12 protein-coding genes are annotated in these 16913 nt (G+C 71.1%); 7 read left to right on the top strand and 5 right to left on the bottom strand.

The annotated features are described in order from the left end of the window. Nucleotides 1–55: 55 nt before the first annotated feature. The 4 genes from hisG (at nt 56) to ACZ7GX_RS25570 (ending at nt 3437) form a co-directional block, all read left to right on the top strand. The gene (hisG, locus tag ACZ7GX_RS25585; protein WP_498780155.1) at nt 56–919 is read left to right on the top strand and encodes an ATP phosphoribosyltransferase; all 864 of its coding nucleotides are present in this window, start codon (nt 56–58) and stop codon (nt 917–919) included. Between the two features lie 154 nt (nt 920–1073). Then, nucleotides 1074–1622, top strand: a complete 549-nt coding sequence (locus ACZ7GX_RS25580) for an NADPH-dependent FMN reductase (RefSeq protein WP_498780153.1) — start codon at nt 1074–1076, stop codon at nt 1620–1622. Nucleotides 1623–1650: 28 nt separating this feature from the next. Further along, on the top strand, nt 1651–2598 hold the full coding sequence (locus ACZ7GX_RS25575) for an ATP-binding cassette domain-containing protein (protein WP_498780151.1): 948 nt from the start codon (nt 1651–1653) through the stop codon (nt 2596–2598). Further along, entirely contained in the window at nt 2595–3437 is an 843-nt protein-coding gene (locus ACZ7GX_RS25570) for an ABC transporter permease (protein WP_498780150.1), read from the top strand. The genes ACZ7GX_RS25575 and ACZ7GX_RS25570 overlap by 4 nt, the downstream gene beginning before the upstream one ends. A gap of 1 nt (nt 3438) precedes the next feature. On the opposite strand, the gene ACZ7GX_RS25565 is transcribed toward ACZ7GX_RS25570, so the two are convergent. After that, entirely contained in the window at nt 3439–6399 is a 2961-nt protein-coding gene (locus ACZ7GX_RS25565) for an ATP-binding protein (RefSeq protein WP_498780148.1), read from the bottom strand. Between the two features lie 345 nt (nt 6400–6744). Continuing rightward, entirely contained in the window at nt 6745–7368 is a 624-nt protein-coding gene (locus ACZ7GX_RS25560) for a TetR/AcrR family transcriptional regulator (RefSeq protein ID WP_498780146.1), read from the bottom strand. A 77-nt stretch (nt 7369–7445) separates the two neighbouring features. Here ACZ7GX_RS25560 and ACZ7GX_RS25555 point away from each other — a divergent pair, with 77 nt between their 5' ends. Continuing rightward, a complete protein-coding gene (locus tag ACZ7GX_RS25555) occupies nt 7446–8324 on the top strand; it encodes an SDR family NAD(P)-dependent oxidoreductase (protein WP_498780145.1) in 879 nt (292 codons plus the stop codon). A 105-nt stretch (nt 8325–8429) separates the two neighbouring features. Here the strand turns inward: ACZ7GX_RS25555 and ACZ7GX_RS25550 are convergent, their stop codons facing one another. Beyond that, entirely contained in the window at nt 8430–11426 is a 2997-nt protein-coding gene (locus ACZ7GX_RS25550) for a 3-keto-alpha-glucoside-1,2-lyase-like domain-containing protein (RefSeq protein ID WP_498780143.1), read from the bottom strand. Between the two features lie 335 nt (nt 11427–11761). Between ACZ7GX_RS25550 and ACZ7GX_RS25545 the strand changes: the two genes are divergently transcribed. Then, nucleotides 11762–13834 carry a glycosyl hydrolase gene (locus ACZ7GX_RS25545; RefSeq protein ID WP_498780141.1) on the top strand — a complete coding sequence of 691 codons (2073 nt, stop codon included), beginning with the start codon at nt 11762–11764 and terminating at the stop codon, nt 13832–13834. On the opposite strand, the gene ACZ7GX_RS25540 is transcribed toward ACZ7GX_RS25545, so the two are convergent. Both ACZ7GX_RS25540 and ACZ7GX_RS25535 read right to left on the bottom strand, forming a co-directional pair. Next, complete coding sequence (locus ACZ7GX_RS25540; protein ID WP_498780139.1) at nt 13824–15923, bottom strand: putative bifunctional diguanylate cyclase/phosphodiesterase; 2100 nt, start codon at nt 15921–15923, stop codon at nt 13824–13826. The two genes, ACZ7GX_RS25545 and ACZ7GX_RS25540, sit on opposite strands and share 11 nt — an antisense overlap. Continuing rightward, nucleotides 15923–16066, bottom strand: coding sequence for a hypothetical protein (locus ACZ7GX_RS25535; protein WP_498780138.1), 144 nt, complete (start codon nt 16064–16066; stop codon nt 15923–15925). Before ACZ7GX_RS25535 ends, ACZ7GX_RS25540 begins: the two co-directional genes overlap by 1 nt. A 150-nt stretch (nt 16067–16216) precedes the next feature. On the opposite strand from ACZ7GX_RS25535, the gene ACZ7GX_RS25530 reads away from it, so the two are divergent. Then, nucleotides 16217–16822, top strand: coding sequence for a hypothetical protein (locus ACZ7GX_RS25530; protein ID WP_498780136.1), 606 nt, complete (start codon nt 16217–16219; stop codon nt 16820–16822). Nucleotides 16823–16913 lie beyond the last annotated feature (91 nt).

Genomic DNA, 16913 nt, shown 5'->3' with positions numbered 1-16913 from the left:
CACCTGGGCATACCCGAGACGTGGGTGCGCGCCCCCGTGTGGGAGACTTCGCGCCATGGCTCCTCTTCGCTTCGCCCTGCCCAACAAGGGCTCGTTGAGTGCTCCCGCGGCGCAAATGCTGGCCGAAGCTGGTTACCGGGTGAACAGGTCCGGCCGTGAGCTGATCGTGGCGGACCCGGCAAATGATGTGCAGTTCTTTTTCCTGCGTCCCCGCGACATCGCGGTGTACGTGGGCGAGGGGTCGTTGGACGTCGGCATCACCGGGCGTGATCTGCTGCTCGATTCCACCGTGTCGGCGAAGGAAATCCTGCCGCTCGGCTTCGGCCGGGCGTCGTTCTACTTCGCGTCCAAGCCGGGCGGCATCCACGACGCCGCGGGCCTGGAGGGCAAGCGGATCGCGACCAGCTACCCGAACCTGGTCGGGCACCACCTGGCCGACCTCGGCATCAAGGCGCACCTCGTGCGGCTCGACGGCGCGGTGGAGACCGCCGTGGAGCTGGGCGTGGCCGACGCGATCGCCGACGTGGTCGAAACCGGCATCACGCTGAAGACCTCCGGCCTGGAGACGTTCGGCTCGCCGATCCTCAAGTCCGAGGCCGTGCTGATCCAGGGCGACACGGTCGCCGACGCCCCGGACGCCGTGCGCGCGGTCGAGATCCTGCACCGCAGGCTCCAGGGCGTGCTGATCGCCCGCCGTTACGTGATCCTCGACTTCGACTGCCCGGTGGAGGCGCAGGAGGAGGCCTTCAAGCTGGTGCCCGGCATCGAGTCGCCCACCGTCTCGCCGCTGGCCCGCGAGGGCTGGGTCGCTGTCCGATCCCTCGTGCCGCGCGACGACGCGCCGTTCATCATGGACGAGCTGTGGCGCGTGGGCGCCCGCGCGATCCTGGTCAGCTCCCTGGACACCTGCCGCATCTAGCCACGCGCACCGCGAAAACTCCACGTCCCCACCCCGGGGACGTGGAGTTTTCGCGTTCCGGACGTTCGACTCACCGTCCTCAACCCAGGACGCGCGGCTGCTAGATCCGGTCTAGCGGGCCGTCTCGCGCCTACTGGGTGAGAGGAGGTGGCGCGTGGAGCCGCTGTGCATCGCCGTGATCATCGGCAGCACCCGCGAGGGACGCGTCGGTGACGGCATCGGCCGGTGGGTCGCCGAAGTCGCGGCCGAGCGCGACGACGTCGAGCCGGTCGTGCTCGACCTGGCCGACTACGACTTCCCGCCGTGCTACCCGGGCCGGCCGACGCCGGAGATCCGGCGGTTCACCGGGCAGGTGGCCGACGCGGACGGGTTCGTCGTCGTCACCCCCGAGTACAACCGCAGCTTCCCGGCCTCCCTCAAGCAGGCCATCGACTACGCCTACGACGAGTGGCACGCCAAGCCCGCCGGGTTCGTCTCCTACGGCTACCGCTCCGAGGGCTTCCACGCCGTGGAACAGCTCCGAACAGTTTTCACCGAGTTGCACGTCATGACAGTGCGAACGGGCGTCGGCGTGAACCTGCTCGCCGACGAACCGCTCGACACCGAGCACCGCCGCCGGGCCGCGGCGGCGATGTTCGACCAGCTCACCTGGTGGGCGTCGGCCCTCAAGGATGCCCGCACCCGACGCCCTTACGTCTCCTAGCTGTGTTTCACCGAGAAGGGGGAACTCCATGAACGCCATCGAAACGTCGGGCCTGGTCAAGGTCTTCGGCGACACCCGCGCGGTGGACGGCGTCGACCTGACCGTGCCCGCCGGGACGGTGTACGGCCTGCTCGGCCCGAACGGCGCGGGCAAGACCACGACGGTCCGCCTGCTGGCCACCCTGCTACGACCCGACGAAGGGGAGGCGCGGGTGTTCGGTCACGACGTGCGCGCCGATCCGGACGCGGTGCGCCAACTAGTCAGCCTCACCGGGCAGTACGCCTCCGTCGACGAGGACCTGACCGGCACCGAGAACCTGGTCCTGCTGGGCAGGCTGCTCGGCCACACCCGCCCGCACTCCCGCGCCAGGGCCGGGCAGCTGCTGGAGGCGTTCGGGCTGACCGACGCCGCGTCCAAGCAGGTCAAGCACTACTCGGGCGGCATGCGCCGCCGCTTGGACATCGCGGCCAGCATCCTCAACACGCCGAAGCTGCTGTTCCTGGACGAGCCGACCACCGGCCTCGACCCGCGCAGCCGCAACCAGGTGTGGGACATCGTCCGCGCGGTCGTCGCGCACGGCACCACCGTGCTGCTGACCACGCAGTACCTGGACGAGGCCGACCAGTTGGCGTCCCGCATCGCGGTGATCGACCACGGCAAGGTGATCGCCGAGGGCACGAAGGGTGAGCTGAAGGCGTCCGTCGGGGTCGGCGCGGTGCACCTGCGCCTGCGTGACGCGGACCAGCGGGAACGGGCGCGGCAGGTGCTGGCCGGCGCGCTGGAGGCCGACGTGCAGCTGGACTCCGACCCGGTCGCGCTGACCGCGCGGCTCTCCGGCCGGGCCACCGAGCAGGCCGCCGAGGCGCTGGCCCAACTCGCCCGCGAGGGCATCACCGTCGACACGTTCTCCCTCGGCCAGCCCAGCCTGGACGAGGTCTTCCTGGCCCTCACCGACAAGAAGGAGGCGGCGGCGTGACCGTCACCAAGGAAGCCGAGCTCCTGCCCGCGCCCAAGGCGGAGGACCTGGCGGCGGTGCTGCTGGAGACCGTGCAGCCGCGCCGGCCGAGCGCGCTGTCGGCGTCGCTCACGTTCGGCTGGCGCGCCGTGCTCAAGATCAAGCACGTGCCCGAGCAGCTGTTCGACGTCACCGCGTTCCCGATCATGATGATTCTGATGTTCACCTACCTGTTCGGCGGCGCGCTGGCCGGGTCGCCGGGGGAGTACATCCAGTACCTGCTGCCCGGCATCACGGTGACCAGCGTCGTGATGATCACCATGTACACGGGCGTCGCGGTGAACACCGACATCGAGAAGGGCGTGTTCGACCGGTTCCGCACGCTGCCGATCTGGCGGCCGGCGCCGATGGTCGGCTACATCCTGGGCGACCTGCTGCGGTACGTGCTGGCGTCCGCCGTGATCATGGTGGTCGGCCTGATCCTGGGCTTCCGGCCCGGCGGCGGGTTCGTCGGCGTGGTGCTCGGCGTGGCGGTGCTGGTGGCGTTCTCGTTCGCGTTCTCGTGGGTGTGGACGATGTTCGGCCTGCTGATGCGCAGCGAGAAGTCCGTGATGGGCGTGAGCATGCTCTTCCTGTTCCCGCTGACGTTCCTGTCCAACGTCTACGTCGACCCGGCGACGATGCCGGGCTGGTTGCAGGCGTTCGTCGACGTCAACCCGATCAGCACCCTGGTCGAGGCCGTGCGCGCGCTGATGGCGGGCGAGTTCGACGGCGACGCCATGATGTGGACGCTCGGCTACGGCATCGTGTTCACCGTCGTGTTCGGCGCCCTGACCATGCGCCTGTACAACCGGAAGTGAGCTAGAGCCGGAAGCTCTCGTGTCCTGAGTAGACGCACGTCGCCCCGGTCGAGACGGTCTCCCTCAAGTGGGCCGCGAGACCGGGGTGGCGTTCGTCCAGCTTGCGCAGCGTGTCGCGGATGCGGGCGGTGACGGCTTTGCGGGCCCGTTCGGCTTCGTCGCCGAGCCTGCGGGTGCGACCGGCCAGACCGGCGGCGGTGCGCAGTTCCTCCAGCAGCGCGGCGCGTTCCCGGTCCAGGGCGGCGGCGCGGTCGTCGTCGAACGCGCGGTCGATCTCGTCGTCCAGCTGCGCCAGCCGACGCCGGTAGCGGGACTTCGCCTCGTCGTCCAGCACCGGGTCGCCGCCCAACCGCGCCGACGCCACCGCCTCCGGCGCGAGCAACGCCACCGCGGCCACCGGCTCGCCCGGACTGCTCAGCAGCACGTGCAGATCGCGCAGCCCCTTGGAGTCCGGCATCCGCACGGTGACCCCGTCGTAGGACAACGCCCACACCTCGCCCTCACGCCGGAACTCGCGGACCGGCACCGACCCGGCCGGCCCCGACGGCGCGCCCTGCGCCCGCAACGCCTCCGCCAGGTGGCACCGCGCCCGCGCCACCCACGGCCGGGCCCGCATCCGCTCGGCCGACCCCAGCGCCGCGGTCAACTCGTCCACCGCGTCGTCACACCGGCCGAGCGCCAGGTCCACCAGACCCAGCCACAGGTCCACCGGCCCGCTGATGTCGCACCCGTACAACGACACCAGCCACTTGCCCCGGTGCGGCGCCAACTCCTCGCGCACCCGCGCCGCCAGCTCCCGGTCACCCGCCGCGTGGGCGAACTGGGCCCGGAACCGCAGCCACAGCGGCTCGAACGACGCGTGCGACCGGTCGTCCTGGACGGGCTGCTCGAGGTGGACCCGGGCGGCCGCCACGTCACCGCGTTCGAGGGCGGCGATGCCCGCCGGCAGCCCCGGGTACGGGTAGTTGCTCGCGAGGATCTCCGGCGCCAACTCGTCCAGCTCGGCGAACTTCCCCTGCAACACCAGCAACGCCCACCGCAGGTGCAGGTACATCATCCGGAACCCGGTGTGGTTGCTCGCGCCCAGCTCGATCGCCCTGGCCAGCAACGCCTCCGCCTCGACGAACCGGCCCTGCATCGCGGTGATGATCGACTGGTCGATCGCGGCCGAGAAGTTGAACCGGCTCATGCCCAGCCGCTCCGACAGCGCGACGAACGCGTGCAGCTGCTCGACGTAGCGCGGGTCGCCGAGCTCCACCAGCGCCACCCACCGGAACGACGTGGCGAAGTGCTCGACGGTGTGGTCGCCGCTGCGCCGCGACACGGTGATCAGCTCGTCGATCAACGCCAGCCGCTGCTCGGCGTTGCCGATGCCCACAGTCGTGTCGTGCACCGCCCACAGCCCTGAGGCCAACGCGTCGTCGTCGCCTCCACCGCGCGCCACCTCGGCGGCGTGCAGGCTCATCTCGCGCGCCAACACCTCCGTCGGCACATCGGGCGCCGGCCCGATCAACCGGCAGTACGCCTCCCGCACCACCGCGGTGGCCCGCGCCTCGTCCTCGGCGAACCGGTAGACCGCCAACGCGATCCGGGCGAACGGCTCCGCGTCGTCCAGCTCCCGCGCCAGCGCCGCCGCCTCGTCGAAGATCTTCCGCGCCTCCGCGGGCTCGGCGCAGTGGTACAGCTCGTTGCCGAGCTCCAACGCCACCGCGATCCGCCGCCTGGCGCCCTCGGCCCGCTCCAGCGCCCGCCGGTAGTGCCCGGCCGCCTCCTCGACCGCCATCCGCCGGCTCGCGTCCCGCGCCGCCGCCACGATCAGGTCCACCGCCCGGTCGGCCGCCAACCGGTCCCCGGCCAGGTGCGCGTGCCGGGCCAGGTCCGCCGGGAACACCTGCTCCGCGAGGTCGCCGTCCAACGCCTGCACCACCGCCGCGTGCCGTGCGTCCACATCGGACAGCGAGCCGTACAGCGCCTCGCGCACCAGGTCGTGCGCGAACGAGAACCGACCACCGCCCAACCCGTGCACCAGCCGTGCTTGCGCGGCCTGGTCGAGCAACCGGTCCACCGCCGGCACCGGCAGCGAGGCCGTGGCGGCCAACACCTTCCGGTGGAACTCGTGCCCCAGCACCGCCGCCGTCGTCAACAGGTCGCCGACCGGCGCGGGCAGCAACGACAACCGCCGCCCCAACGCGTCACGCACCCCGGGCGCGACCGCCGTCACCGACCCACCGCCGTGCCACAGCCGCGCCGTCTGCTCCACGAAGAACGGATTACCGCCCGTGCGCAAGTGCACCTCGGCCACGAGCTCCGGCTCCGGCTCGCGCCCCGCCGTCCGCGCCATCAACTCACCGACCTCGGCCGGCGCCAACCCGGTCAACGCCACCGTCGCGGCCCGACTGAGCAACGGCGTCATCAACGGCCTCAGCGGATGGCTCTCCGCGTCCACCTCGTTGTCACGATAAGTGCCGATCAGCAGCACCCGCTCGAACCACGTGTGCTGCGCCGCGAACTCCAACAACTTCAACGACGCCGAGTCCGCCCAGTGCAAGTCCTCCAGCACGACCACCACCGGCCGATGCTGCGACACCGCCACCAATGCCGACGTCACCGCGTCGTACAGCGCGAAGCTCTCCGACCTGTGCTCCGAGGGCTCCTCACCGAGCAACACCGCCAGCGGCCCCCGGTCCACCGCCTCCCACTCCTGGACCGCCGCCGCCCGCCGCAACGCCCGGATCACCTGCACCCACGGCCAGTAACCGGGCGCGCTCTCGGAATCCCAACAGGACCCACCGAGCACCAACGCCCCCACCCGCCGCGCCCGCTCCGCCGCCCCGGTCACCAACGTGGTCTTACCGATCCCCGCCTCACCCGCGACCAGCACCAACCCACCGTGGCTGCCAACCGCACGGTCTACTTCCGCGCTCAGCACCCCGGCTGGGTGGTCACGTCCGATGAGTCGCATAGCAACCAGAAACTTAGCCCATCAGACCGACAACAGGCGTGCGTTCAGGCGATGTCCAGCACCAAAATTCGCTCACGTGTGCGAATCGCCCACCCCCGCCGCCCTACCCAAAGGAAGGGCTTCGTGTCATCCCGCCGACCTGGCTCCGCCCTACCGCGCGCGTCAAGGGGGCCTGTGCGTCCCTGCCCGCCCCTCCGCCAATACCGGCCCCCTTGACGCGTGTGGTAGCCCGTAGGGAGGTCGGTGGGATGACACGAAACCCGACCAACAACGGACCCGCCGCCGAACCACCCACCGGCCCGTCATCCTGCTGATCTGCCCGTCCGGCGAGGACTCTCTTAATCTTTAAAGCTCTTCCACCCCACCCACCGCACCCGCCCCGTCCACCGAACCCAACTCACCCAACCGCGCAAACGCCGCATCCACCGCCCCAGGCAACACCTCCGGATCGCCATCCGCCAACGCATTCCCCGCCGCGAAGCAGGCCATCGCCAACTGCGGCGCAAGCGCCGCCACCTCAGCCGACGCACCGCGCTCGAGCAGGTTGGCCCGGAGGATCTGGGACAACCTGGCGAACTTGCGCGCCGCACGGTCCCGCAGCTCCGGGTTCTCGCGCAGCAGCCGTTCGTGCGTGCGGTAGTGCTCACCGTCCGCCGTCAGCTCTCGGCACAGCTCCGTCGCCACCACCCGCAGCTGCGCCAGCGCGCCCGCCAGGTCGGTCACCGGCGGCAACGCCCGGTGTCGTTCGCTCAGCGCCTCGACGATCGCCTGCTCGTCGGAGAACACCACTTCCTGCTTGTCGCCGAAGTGGCGGAAGAACGTCGTGCGACCCACCTCGGCCCGTTCGGCGATGTCGGTGACCGTCACCGCGGCGAACCCGCGTTCGTCGAACAGCTCGAACGCCGCCTCCACGATCTGTTCCCGCGCGCGCTGCTGCTTGCGCAAGCGCAGCGGCATCCGTTCCGACATGGCCTCAGCATAGCGGCCCCGGTACGAAGTCCGGTACGGTACTGAGTACCACTTCGAACTACGTACCAGGAGCGACCATGGGCACCACGGGCACCACATTGATGACCGGCGCAAGCCGTGGCCTCGGCCGCGAAGCCGCCGAACACCTGCTCCGCCACCACCCGGACCGGCACCTGCTCGTGCTCAACCGCAAGCCCGGCCTGGCCGCCGAACTGACCGCGGTCACCGGCAACCGCAACGTCTCCGAGGTGGTCGGCGACCTGGCGTCGTTCGCCGACATCCGCCGCGTCGCCGCCGAGGTCGAGGGGCCGCTGGAGGGGTTCCTGGGCAACGCGGGCTTGCAGATGGCGACCACCCGCAAGCTCACCGCCGACGGCTTCGAGATGACCTTCGGCGTGAACGTGCTGGCCTACCACCTGCTGCTGAACCTGCTCCTGCCGCGCTTCACGAACCCGGCGCGGATCATCGTGGTCGGCAGCGACGTGCACGACGCCGACCTCAACACCTTGGGCCTGATCCCACCGCCGCGCTGGGACCACCCGCGCGAGCTGGTCAAGCCGGGCAAGGACTCCGGCAGGGAGGGCAGGCGGGCCTACGCCACCAGCAAGCTCGGCGTGATCTACCTGGTCCACGCGCTGCGGCGCCGGCTACCGGAGGGCGTGGACGTCTACTCCTACAACCCCGGGCTGGTGCCGGGCACAGAGCTGTCGCGCGACGCCGGTCGGCTCGGCCGGGCCGCGTTCCGCGCGGTCGGCAAGGCGCTGGTCGCCCTGCCGGTCGCCACCACCCCCGCCGAAGCCGGCCGACTCCTGGCGGAGGCGATGGCGGGGCCGCGCCCCGGCGAGAGCGGTTCCTACATCAACAAGGGCAAGGTGGTCCCGTCATCGTCGGAGTCCTACGACGAGCGACGCGAGGAGGAACTGTGGGCCACCGCCAACGAACTGTGCGGCCTCTGAGGCGTCCCGCACAACGCTTTCACCGCACGGGCCTTCTTACCCCCATCCGCACCTTCCCCACCCGCGCCGGGCCGCTCACCGACAAGCGGCCCGGCGCGGCCCGCGTCACCCGAGGGGCTCGACCCAGATGTTGCGGAACCTGACGTTCTCACCCGGATCACCGTGGTCCTGCAGCCGCAACGGCCCCGCCGTCGGCCCTTCCTCCGCACCACCACCGGTCGGCCCGTCGACCACGAAGTCCTGATGGACCGTGACCCCGTTCCACACCACCGTGACCCGCGCGTTCGCGATCTTCACCCCCGCGCCGTCGAACCGGGCCGCCCGGAACGTGACGTCGTACGCCTGCCACGTCTGCGGCGCGCTGCCCGCGTTGACCGACGCCGCCCGCTTCAAGTAGACGCTCCCCGCCTCATCGGCGCCCAACGGCTGCTTCCCGAAGCTGTCCAGGATCTGCAACTCGTACCGGTCCTGGAGGTAGACACCGCTGTTGGCCCGCTGCTGCCCGGTCACGTTCGACGGCAGGTTCGGCAACCAGAACTCCAGGTGCAGCTTGAAGTCCCCGAACACCTGCCTGCTGCGGATGTCGCCGCCGAGCGCCTCCATCGACCCGCCCGCCACCGGCCACGACGGGGCGCTGCCGTCGGCGTTGCGCCAGTTCTCCGTGCCGCCACCGCCGTACAGGACGACGCGCTGGGCCGGGGTGACCGTCAGGTAGTCCAGGTTCACGTGCCCGACGTCCCCGCTGTCCACCCGGTACGCGATGGTGTTCGCGCCCGCCCGCAGCGTCAACGCCTCGGTGTGCGTCGCCCACGTGTCCCACGTCCCCGTATCGGCCAACGCCACCTGCCTGACCTTCGCACCATTGACGTACACGCTCACCGTCTTGGTCCCGGACGACGGGTTGGGCCCGTTGCTGTAGCGCAGGCCCACGTTGTGCGAGCCTGCCGCCGCCGCGTTCACCGCGAACCGCGTGGTCGCACCCTGAGTCCCGTACCCGTCGACGAATCCCGAGCCCGAGTAGCCGGTGTGGTCGGTGTTGACCCCCGCGCCGCCGGACAGGGCCGCGCTCTCGGCCTCGAACGACTGCGTGGCCGACGGCGCGGCGCCGACGAGGTTGTTGAGGGTGTACCAGGCCTCGGTGTTCCACAGCGGCACGCCGGTGTTCGACGAGAACGGCCGCGGCGAGCGGAGGTGCACCACCCGCCCGGCCTTGAGACCGTTGAGCTTCAACGTGACCTTCCGGCCGTCCGCGGACACCGCCGCAGAGGCGACCGAGAGGCTTTCCTGGTCCACCTTCGGCCCGCCGTACGTCGGCGCCGCCGCGTACCGCCACTGCGTGGCCCGGTACCGACCGGCGAGCCCGGCCGCCGTCTCCGCCGACAACGGCTGGGTGTACTCGATCTCGAACCCTCCCGCGATCGCCCGCATCGCCAGCACGTCGAACGTCCGGCCGCCGTTGGGCGCGAGCTTCTGCAGCCCGTACAGCAGCTTGCCGTCCTGGCCCCAGTTGCCGCCGTCCCCGATGCCGCCGACGTAGATCGCGCCGTCCGGGCCGAGGCTGATCCGGTTCACGCCGGCCTCCAGCCCCTGCGTCATCCGGAACACCGCGCCCTGGTACTCGCCGTTGACCTTCTCCAGGAACGCGCGCTGCAACCCGCCGTACGTCACGTCGCCGAAGACCATCTGCCCGGCGTAGACGCCCTGGGTGAGCTGGACGGGCGTGCTGGGGGAGTTGGCGATCTCGTTCTGCGGCAACCACAACACCGGCGGGCTGACCGGCTTCGCGTCGAACGGGCCCGCCGGGTTGGTGTAGTGGTTGAAGAACCGGTCCTGCTTGATGTGCACCATCTTCGACGCGGGCAGGTAGCCGCCCTGGTTGTCGTTGACGAAGATGCCGCCCTCCGGACCCCAGCCGATCCCGTTGGGCGTGCGCAGGCCGCCCGCGATGTAGCTGACCTGCCCGGTCGCGCGGTCCACCTTCACCGTCGTGCCCCGGTTCGCCGCGGGCTGCGGGTTGGTCGTGGCGCCGCCCTCGTTGATCGCGACGGAGAGGCTGAGGTAGAACGCCCCGCTCTGGTACAGCAGGCCGAACGCGAACTCGTGGAAGTTGCCGCCGTACGGCCACGACGCCACCGCGCGCGACTGGTCGATCACGTCGTCGCCGTTGGTGTCGGTCAGCTCGGTCAGCTGGTGCTTCTGCGACACGTAGATCCTGCCGTCGAGCACCTTCAGGCCCATCGGCTCACGCAGGTTCGTCGCGATCCGCTTGGTGGTGACCCGGTCCGGCGAGGTGGCGCCGGTGACGTTGCCGAGCACCCAGACCTCGCCGGTGTCGGTGCTCTTGCCGTCCCAGGTGGCGATGGCCAGGCGGCCGTCGGGGAACCAGTCCATCGCGCTGACCCGCGGCTGGAAACCGGTGGGGCGCAGGGTGGTCAGCGTGTAGTCCGGGTGCACGGAGTTGAGCGGCAACCCGTCGCCGGGGGAGTCGGAGCCGGTCGCGCAGTCCTTGCGGCCGGGCGCGGTGACCCGCACGACGTCCGCGTCCGTGCTCAGCGCCGAGTTCGGCACGACCGTGAAGCCGGTGGCGCCCGGCGGCCTCCACTGCAACGTCAGCTGCTGCCCGCCGTCGCGCTCGAAGTGGTCGATCAGCAGGGAGTGGTAGCCGGTCGACAGGGTGACCGTGCCGTCCTTGGGGTCCGGACCGTGCAGCCCGTCGTGGTCGACCACGACGCCGCCGTCCACGGTCAGCCGCGACCCGTCGTCGCTGAGCAGCCGGAACGCGTAGGTGCCCGCCTGCGTGACGTTGAGGTTGCCGGTGACCTGGGCGACGAACCGGTCGGCGAACCCGAAGTCGGTGGTCGTCGTCCAGTCGACGGTGGGCATGAGCTTGTCGACGTTGGGCGTCTGGGCGGGCTTGAGCGCGCACAGCTTGTCCAGCGGCACCTGGACGTCGAAGACCCGCAACGTCACGCCGGGCTCTTGGGGCGGCACGGCGTCGCCGCGGGGATCGGCCGTCGCCGGCAGGCCCGAGCCGCCGATCAGCAGGGCTGCCGCTAACAGACCGAGGGTGGGGTTGCGCGTCCGTCGCGCTGTCCATCTCATGATCCATGCTCCAGGAGGGCAGGGACGACCACGCGGTGTCCGACGTCGTCGTCGCACGGTTGCAGGGTCCGCACGCGGTGGCGGGGTGTGGCAGGGGAGCTGTGGTCGGGTCACAGGGGATGGGCGGAACGTGGTGAACGGTAGGTCGCCGGCAGTGGTCTAGTCCAGAACTTTCGCTGATTCTGACCGGACTTTTGTCTGGTTCTTACATAAGTCTTCGGGGTTGCAGACCCCCGACTCTTTCTCCGCGCCCATGCCCGCCCTATGCTGCTGGGAGCGCTCCCAGAGCGCAGCCCGGCTCGTGCCCTGCCAACGGCGGTGAAGGGACCAACGACGTGAGGTTGTTACTGCTCGTCTCGCTGATAGCCCTGACCCTCGCCCCACCGGCCGCGGCGGCGCCGGGCGAGTGGATCGAGGCGGAGGGCGGCGCCCTGTCCGGCGTCGTGGTCGAGACGTCCGTCGAGGGTTTCTCCGGCGCCGGTTACGTCGGCGGGTTCGACGAGGCCGCCGACCACGTGAGCATCACGATCCCGGACAGCCCCGGCGGGCTGCACGACCTCACCGTCCGCTACGCCGCGCCCTACGGCCCGAAGCAGACGGCCGTCTCCCTCAACGGCGCCTCCGTGGGAGAGGTGGCGCTGGCCGAGAACCCCGGCTTCACCGAGGCCACCGGCGCGAAGCTGCTGCTGGCCGAGGGCGACAACACGGTCACCTTCACCACCGGCTGGGGCTGGTACCTGATCGACGCGATCAAGGTGACCCCCAGCGCACCTCCCGCGCCCGGCGTCCACGAAGCCGAGGACGGCGAGCTGAACGGCACCGTGGTCGAGTCGAGCGTGGCCGGCTTCTCCGGTCGCGGTTACGTGGCGGGCTTCGACACCGGCACGGACAACGTGACCATCACGATCCCGGACAGCCCCGGCGGCCTGCACGACCTCACGATCCTCTACGCCACCCCGTACGGCGCGAAGACGGCGTCGCTCTCCCTCAACGGCAGCGGCCTCGGCGACGTGCAGTTCCCCGAGCACCCGACGTTCACGTCCATCCCGGCCGGCAAGGTGCTGCTGGTCCCCGGCGACAACACGGTCACCATCACCAACAACTGGGGCTGGTACCTGATCGACGCCATCAAGGTGACGCCCAGCGCGCCGCGCGGCCCGCACCAGGTCACCGGCGCGTTGACCGACCCGGCCGCCACCACCGAGGCCAAGGGCCTGATGCGCTACCTGGCCGACAACTACGGCGAGAACATCCTGTCGGGTCAGCAGGACCAGGCGAGCATCGACTGGGTCGAGCAGAACATCGGCGAGGCGCCCGCCATCGGCGGCTACGACCTGATGGACTACTCGCCCAGCCGGGTCGAGCGCGGCACCGTCGGCCGCGACGTCGACCACGCCCTCGCCTACGACCAGCGCGGCGGTATCGTCACCCTGGCCTGGCACTGGAACGCCCCGTCCGGCCTGATCGACCAGCCGGGCAAGGAGTGGTGGCGCGGCTTCTACACCGACGCCACCACCTTCGACCTCGCCGCCGCCCTCGCCGACCCGACCTCCACCGACTACCGGCTGCTGATCCGCGACATGGACGCGATCGCCGTGCAGCTCAAGCGCCTCGCCGACGTCAAGGTCCCGGTCCTGTGGCGACCGCTGCACGAGGCCGAGGGCGGCTGGTTCTGGTGGGGCGCCAAGGGGCCCGGCCCGGCCAAGCAGCTCTACCGCCTGCTGCACCAGCGGCTGGTCGGCCACCACGGCCTGCACAACCTGATCTGGGTCTGGAACTCCGTCTCGCCCGACTGGTACCCCGGCGCCGACGTCGTCGACGTGGTCAGCATGGACTCGTACCCGCCGCAGGGCGACCACGGTCCGGTCATCGGCCCGTACGAGAAGCTGGTCGACCTCGGCGAGGACCGCAAGCTCGTCGCCCTGGGCGAGGTCGGCTCCATCCCGGACCCCGACCTGGTCCGCGCCTACGAGGCCCGCTGGTCCTGGTTCGTCACCTGGAGCGGCTCGTTCATCCAGGACGGCGTGGTCAACCCGCGCGACTTCGTGCACCGCGTGTACGACCACGCGAACGTGATCACCCTCGACGAGCTGCCGGACTTCAAGACGACCCAGGGCGACTGCGCCGCGACCATGCGCGTGGTGGCGCAGTGGGGCACCGGGTACCACGTCGAGATCACCGTGCGGCACCAGGAGAACTCGCCGTCCGCGGGCTGGCGGGTGAGCTGGCCGTTCCCGAACGGGCACGTCCGGCACGCCTGGGGCGCGACCATCACCACCGACGGCACGACCGCGACGGCCAGGAACGTCTCGTGGAACTCGGCGATCAAGCCGGGGGAGAGCGTCACGTTCGGGTACCTCGCCAGCGGCTCCCCGACAGCGCCTGCGTTGACTTGCGCTATCGGGTGATCACGTCCGGTGGACCGGCGGGAGCGAACAGGGGACCGGACGCGGTGTCCGCACCCACCTCCCGCCACCACCGGGCTTGTTCCGGTGTCGTGACGTCGGCGGCGGTCACCCCGACGCCGGCGTCACGCACCACCTCCAGCACACCGGCCAACGCCCGCGCCACCGCCGTTCCCGGTCGCGTGGCGGGCGACCGCGCCATCCGCACCGCCCGCACCGGCACGCCGTCGAGCAGGCGCGCCAGGTCGTCCGGCGCGGCGGTGAAGTCCTCCACCTCGACGCCCACCCCGTCCTCGACCAGGTACCTCAGCGTGTCGGCCGCGTCGCCGCGCTCGCCGGAGAACGCCTGACCGGGCGCGCCGAGCCGCAACGACGACGCGGGCAACCCGGTGTCGGACAACGCCTCCCGCACCACGGCGTGCAGCTCCGGGTCCGCCGCCTGGCTCGGCGTCAACGCCCACCGCACCGGCAGGTCGCGGCCCCGCTCCCGCCGCCACGACCGGGCCTGCTCGCACGCCGCGCGCAGCGCCCACGTGCCCAGCGGCACGATCAGCCCGGTGTCCTCGGCCAGGGCGAGGCACTGCTCGTGCGGCAGCGCGCCCGCCGTCGGGTGGTCCCACCGCAGCACCGCCTCGGCCGACTCCACGCGCCCGTCCGCCAGCCGCACCACGGGCCGGTACAGCACCGTGATCTCGCCGTTCTCCCACGCGCCGGGCATGGTCGCGGCCAGGCTGAACGCGCGCCGGTCCCGACCGTCCCGCGCCGGGTCGTACAGCTCCCACTGCCTGCGCCCGTTGCCCTTGGCCCGCCGCAACGTCAGGTCGGCCGAGTCGAGCAGGTCCGAGGGCGCCGAGTCGCGCGGCGGCCGGTGCACCACGCCGATCGTCGCCGACACCGCCACCCGATTGCCGCCGGAGTCGAACGGCGCGGACAACAGGTCGTTGATCCGGCGGATCGTGGTCACCACGTCGGGGGTGGTCGGGGTGTTCTCGATCAGGATCGCGAACTCGTCGTGCCCGAACCGGGCCACCATCGCGTTCTCCTCGGCCACGACCGCGCCCAGCCGGCCGGCGACGACCTTGAGCACGTGGTCGCCGACCTCGCGGCCGAGGCCGCCGGTGATCCGCGAGAAGCCGTCCAGGTCCAGGTGGAACACGGTGACGCCCGTGCCGGGATCGGCCGTGCGCAGCGCCTGCTCGAGCCTGCTGGTGAAGTACTGGCGGTTGGGCAGCCTGGTCAGCACGTCGTGCAGCGCCTGGTGGTTGAGCTGGCCTTGCAGCAGGTTGACGTCGGTGGCGTCCTCGGCGAGCACGATCACCTGGGCGTGGCCCTCCAACCGGCGCAACGGCGACAGCGTGAGCATCACCCAGGCCGGCTCGCCGTCGCCGCGCAGCAGCCGGCGCGGCTGGGTGACCGACCCCGTGCCGCCGTCGGCCAGCTCCGCGAACTCGGCGCGCAACGCCGTCCGCTCGTCCGGGTGCGCCAGCTCGAACAGCGACGACCCGGCAAGCTCGGCGGGCGGGCGGTCCACGATCCGGGCCAGCGCGCCGTTGGAGCGCACCAGCCTGCCGTCCGGGTCGGCCGTCGCGATGCCGGTGGACAGGTGGTGCTCCAGCAGCTCGAACCTGGCCTCGCCGTACTGGAGCTCCACCTGCGCCTCGCGCATCGCCTTGTACAGCGAGCGGCCGAGCTGCTCCTGCTGGGTCAGCACGGTGGCGCGGGTCTTGTCGACGAAACCGGCCGAGAGCGAGGCGATCACGTCGACCACGCGTTCGCGCACCTTGTCCGGCGGCGCGAGGGAGGGCATGCCGAGCAGGCCCTTGCTCACGATCTCCACCGAGACCCGCAGCGCCTCGGCGGTGGTGCAGTTCAGGTCGACCAGCGCGTCGCCGACCTCGTGGCCCGCGCGCTGCGCCAGCGACTCGGTCGCCACGCCCGCGCACAGCCGTTCGACCAGCCCGAGCAGCTGCCGTTCCAGCTCGACGGCGGTGAGCGGGACGAACGTGCGGGAGCTGAGCAGGTAGGCCCACTTCTTCGCGAGCTTCGTCCGGGCCCGCAGCCCGTCCGCGTCCTGCGGTAGCGCGGCGGTCATCACCGACCCCCGGCTACCGGCTCACGGTCCGGCTCCGGCTTGCGGCCGACGCCCGCCCAGACCAGGGTGTCGTCCTCGTAGGTCCTGGCCACGCTCGGCACTGTGGTGTCGATGCCCTCGGGCACCCAGTCCAAGTCGGTCATGGCGCGCTCCGGGCTTTCGCGAATCGGTCAAGGGGACGGGCGGACCAGAACATCCAACCGCTCGCGACGCACGGGCACCAGCGGATTCGACCAACTTGACTCCAATGCGCGATCCCGCCGGGCTCCGAACGGCGCATAGAGTGCACGCCGATGACCGCCAGTGCGAATGCCGGGAAAACCGAGGTGCCCACGGTTCCCGGGCGATTACCGCTGCTCGGGCACACCGCCGCCATCCTGCGACAACGGCTCGCCTTCACCACCGAGCTGCGGACCCACGGCTGGGTCGTGCGGGTCTACCAGGGCAAACTACCGCTGCACTTCGTCACCACCGCAAAATTGGCGCACCAAGTGCTCACCGGCGACACGGACAAGTTCGACAAGGGCCTCTTCATCGACAAACTGCGGCTGGCGTTCGGGAACGGCCTGGTCAGCACCGACGGCGAATTCCACCGCCGGCCACCGCGGATGATCCAACCCACCTTCCACCGCCGTCCGCTCACCCGGTATTCGGAGACGATGACCGCACTGGCCGCCGATCCGGCGAATTCCTGGCGGGATGGACAAGTGCTGGAGTTGGACCGGGCCACGGACTGCTCGACGTCGGAGACGCTGCGCGCGGCCGAGGCGCCGTACTTCCGCAGTCCGCTGAGGGCCTGCGCGCTGTCCGGCTACGGCCACTCGATGAACCTCGCGCCCAACGCGCGGGACTACTGCTCGGCGGTCTCCTCCTGGGTCTCGCAGGAGGTCGGCCGCTGACCGGTGGTGGGGGGGGGGGGGGGGGGGGGGGGGGGGGGGGGGGGGGGGGAAGAGGAGGGGGGGGGGGGGGGGGGGGGAGAACGGGGGGGGC

It is taken from the genome of Actinosynnema sp. NPDC037264, from assembly GCF_055603705.1.
Note: the sequence above shows the minus strand (reverse complement) of the source record. Positions and strands in the feature narration are given on the sequence as shown.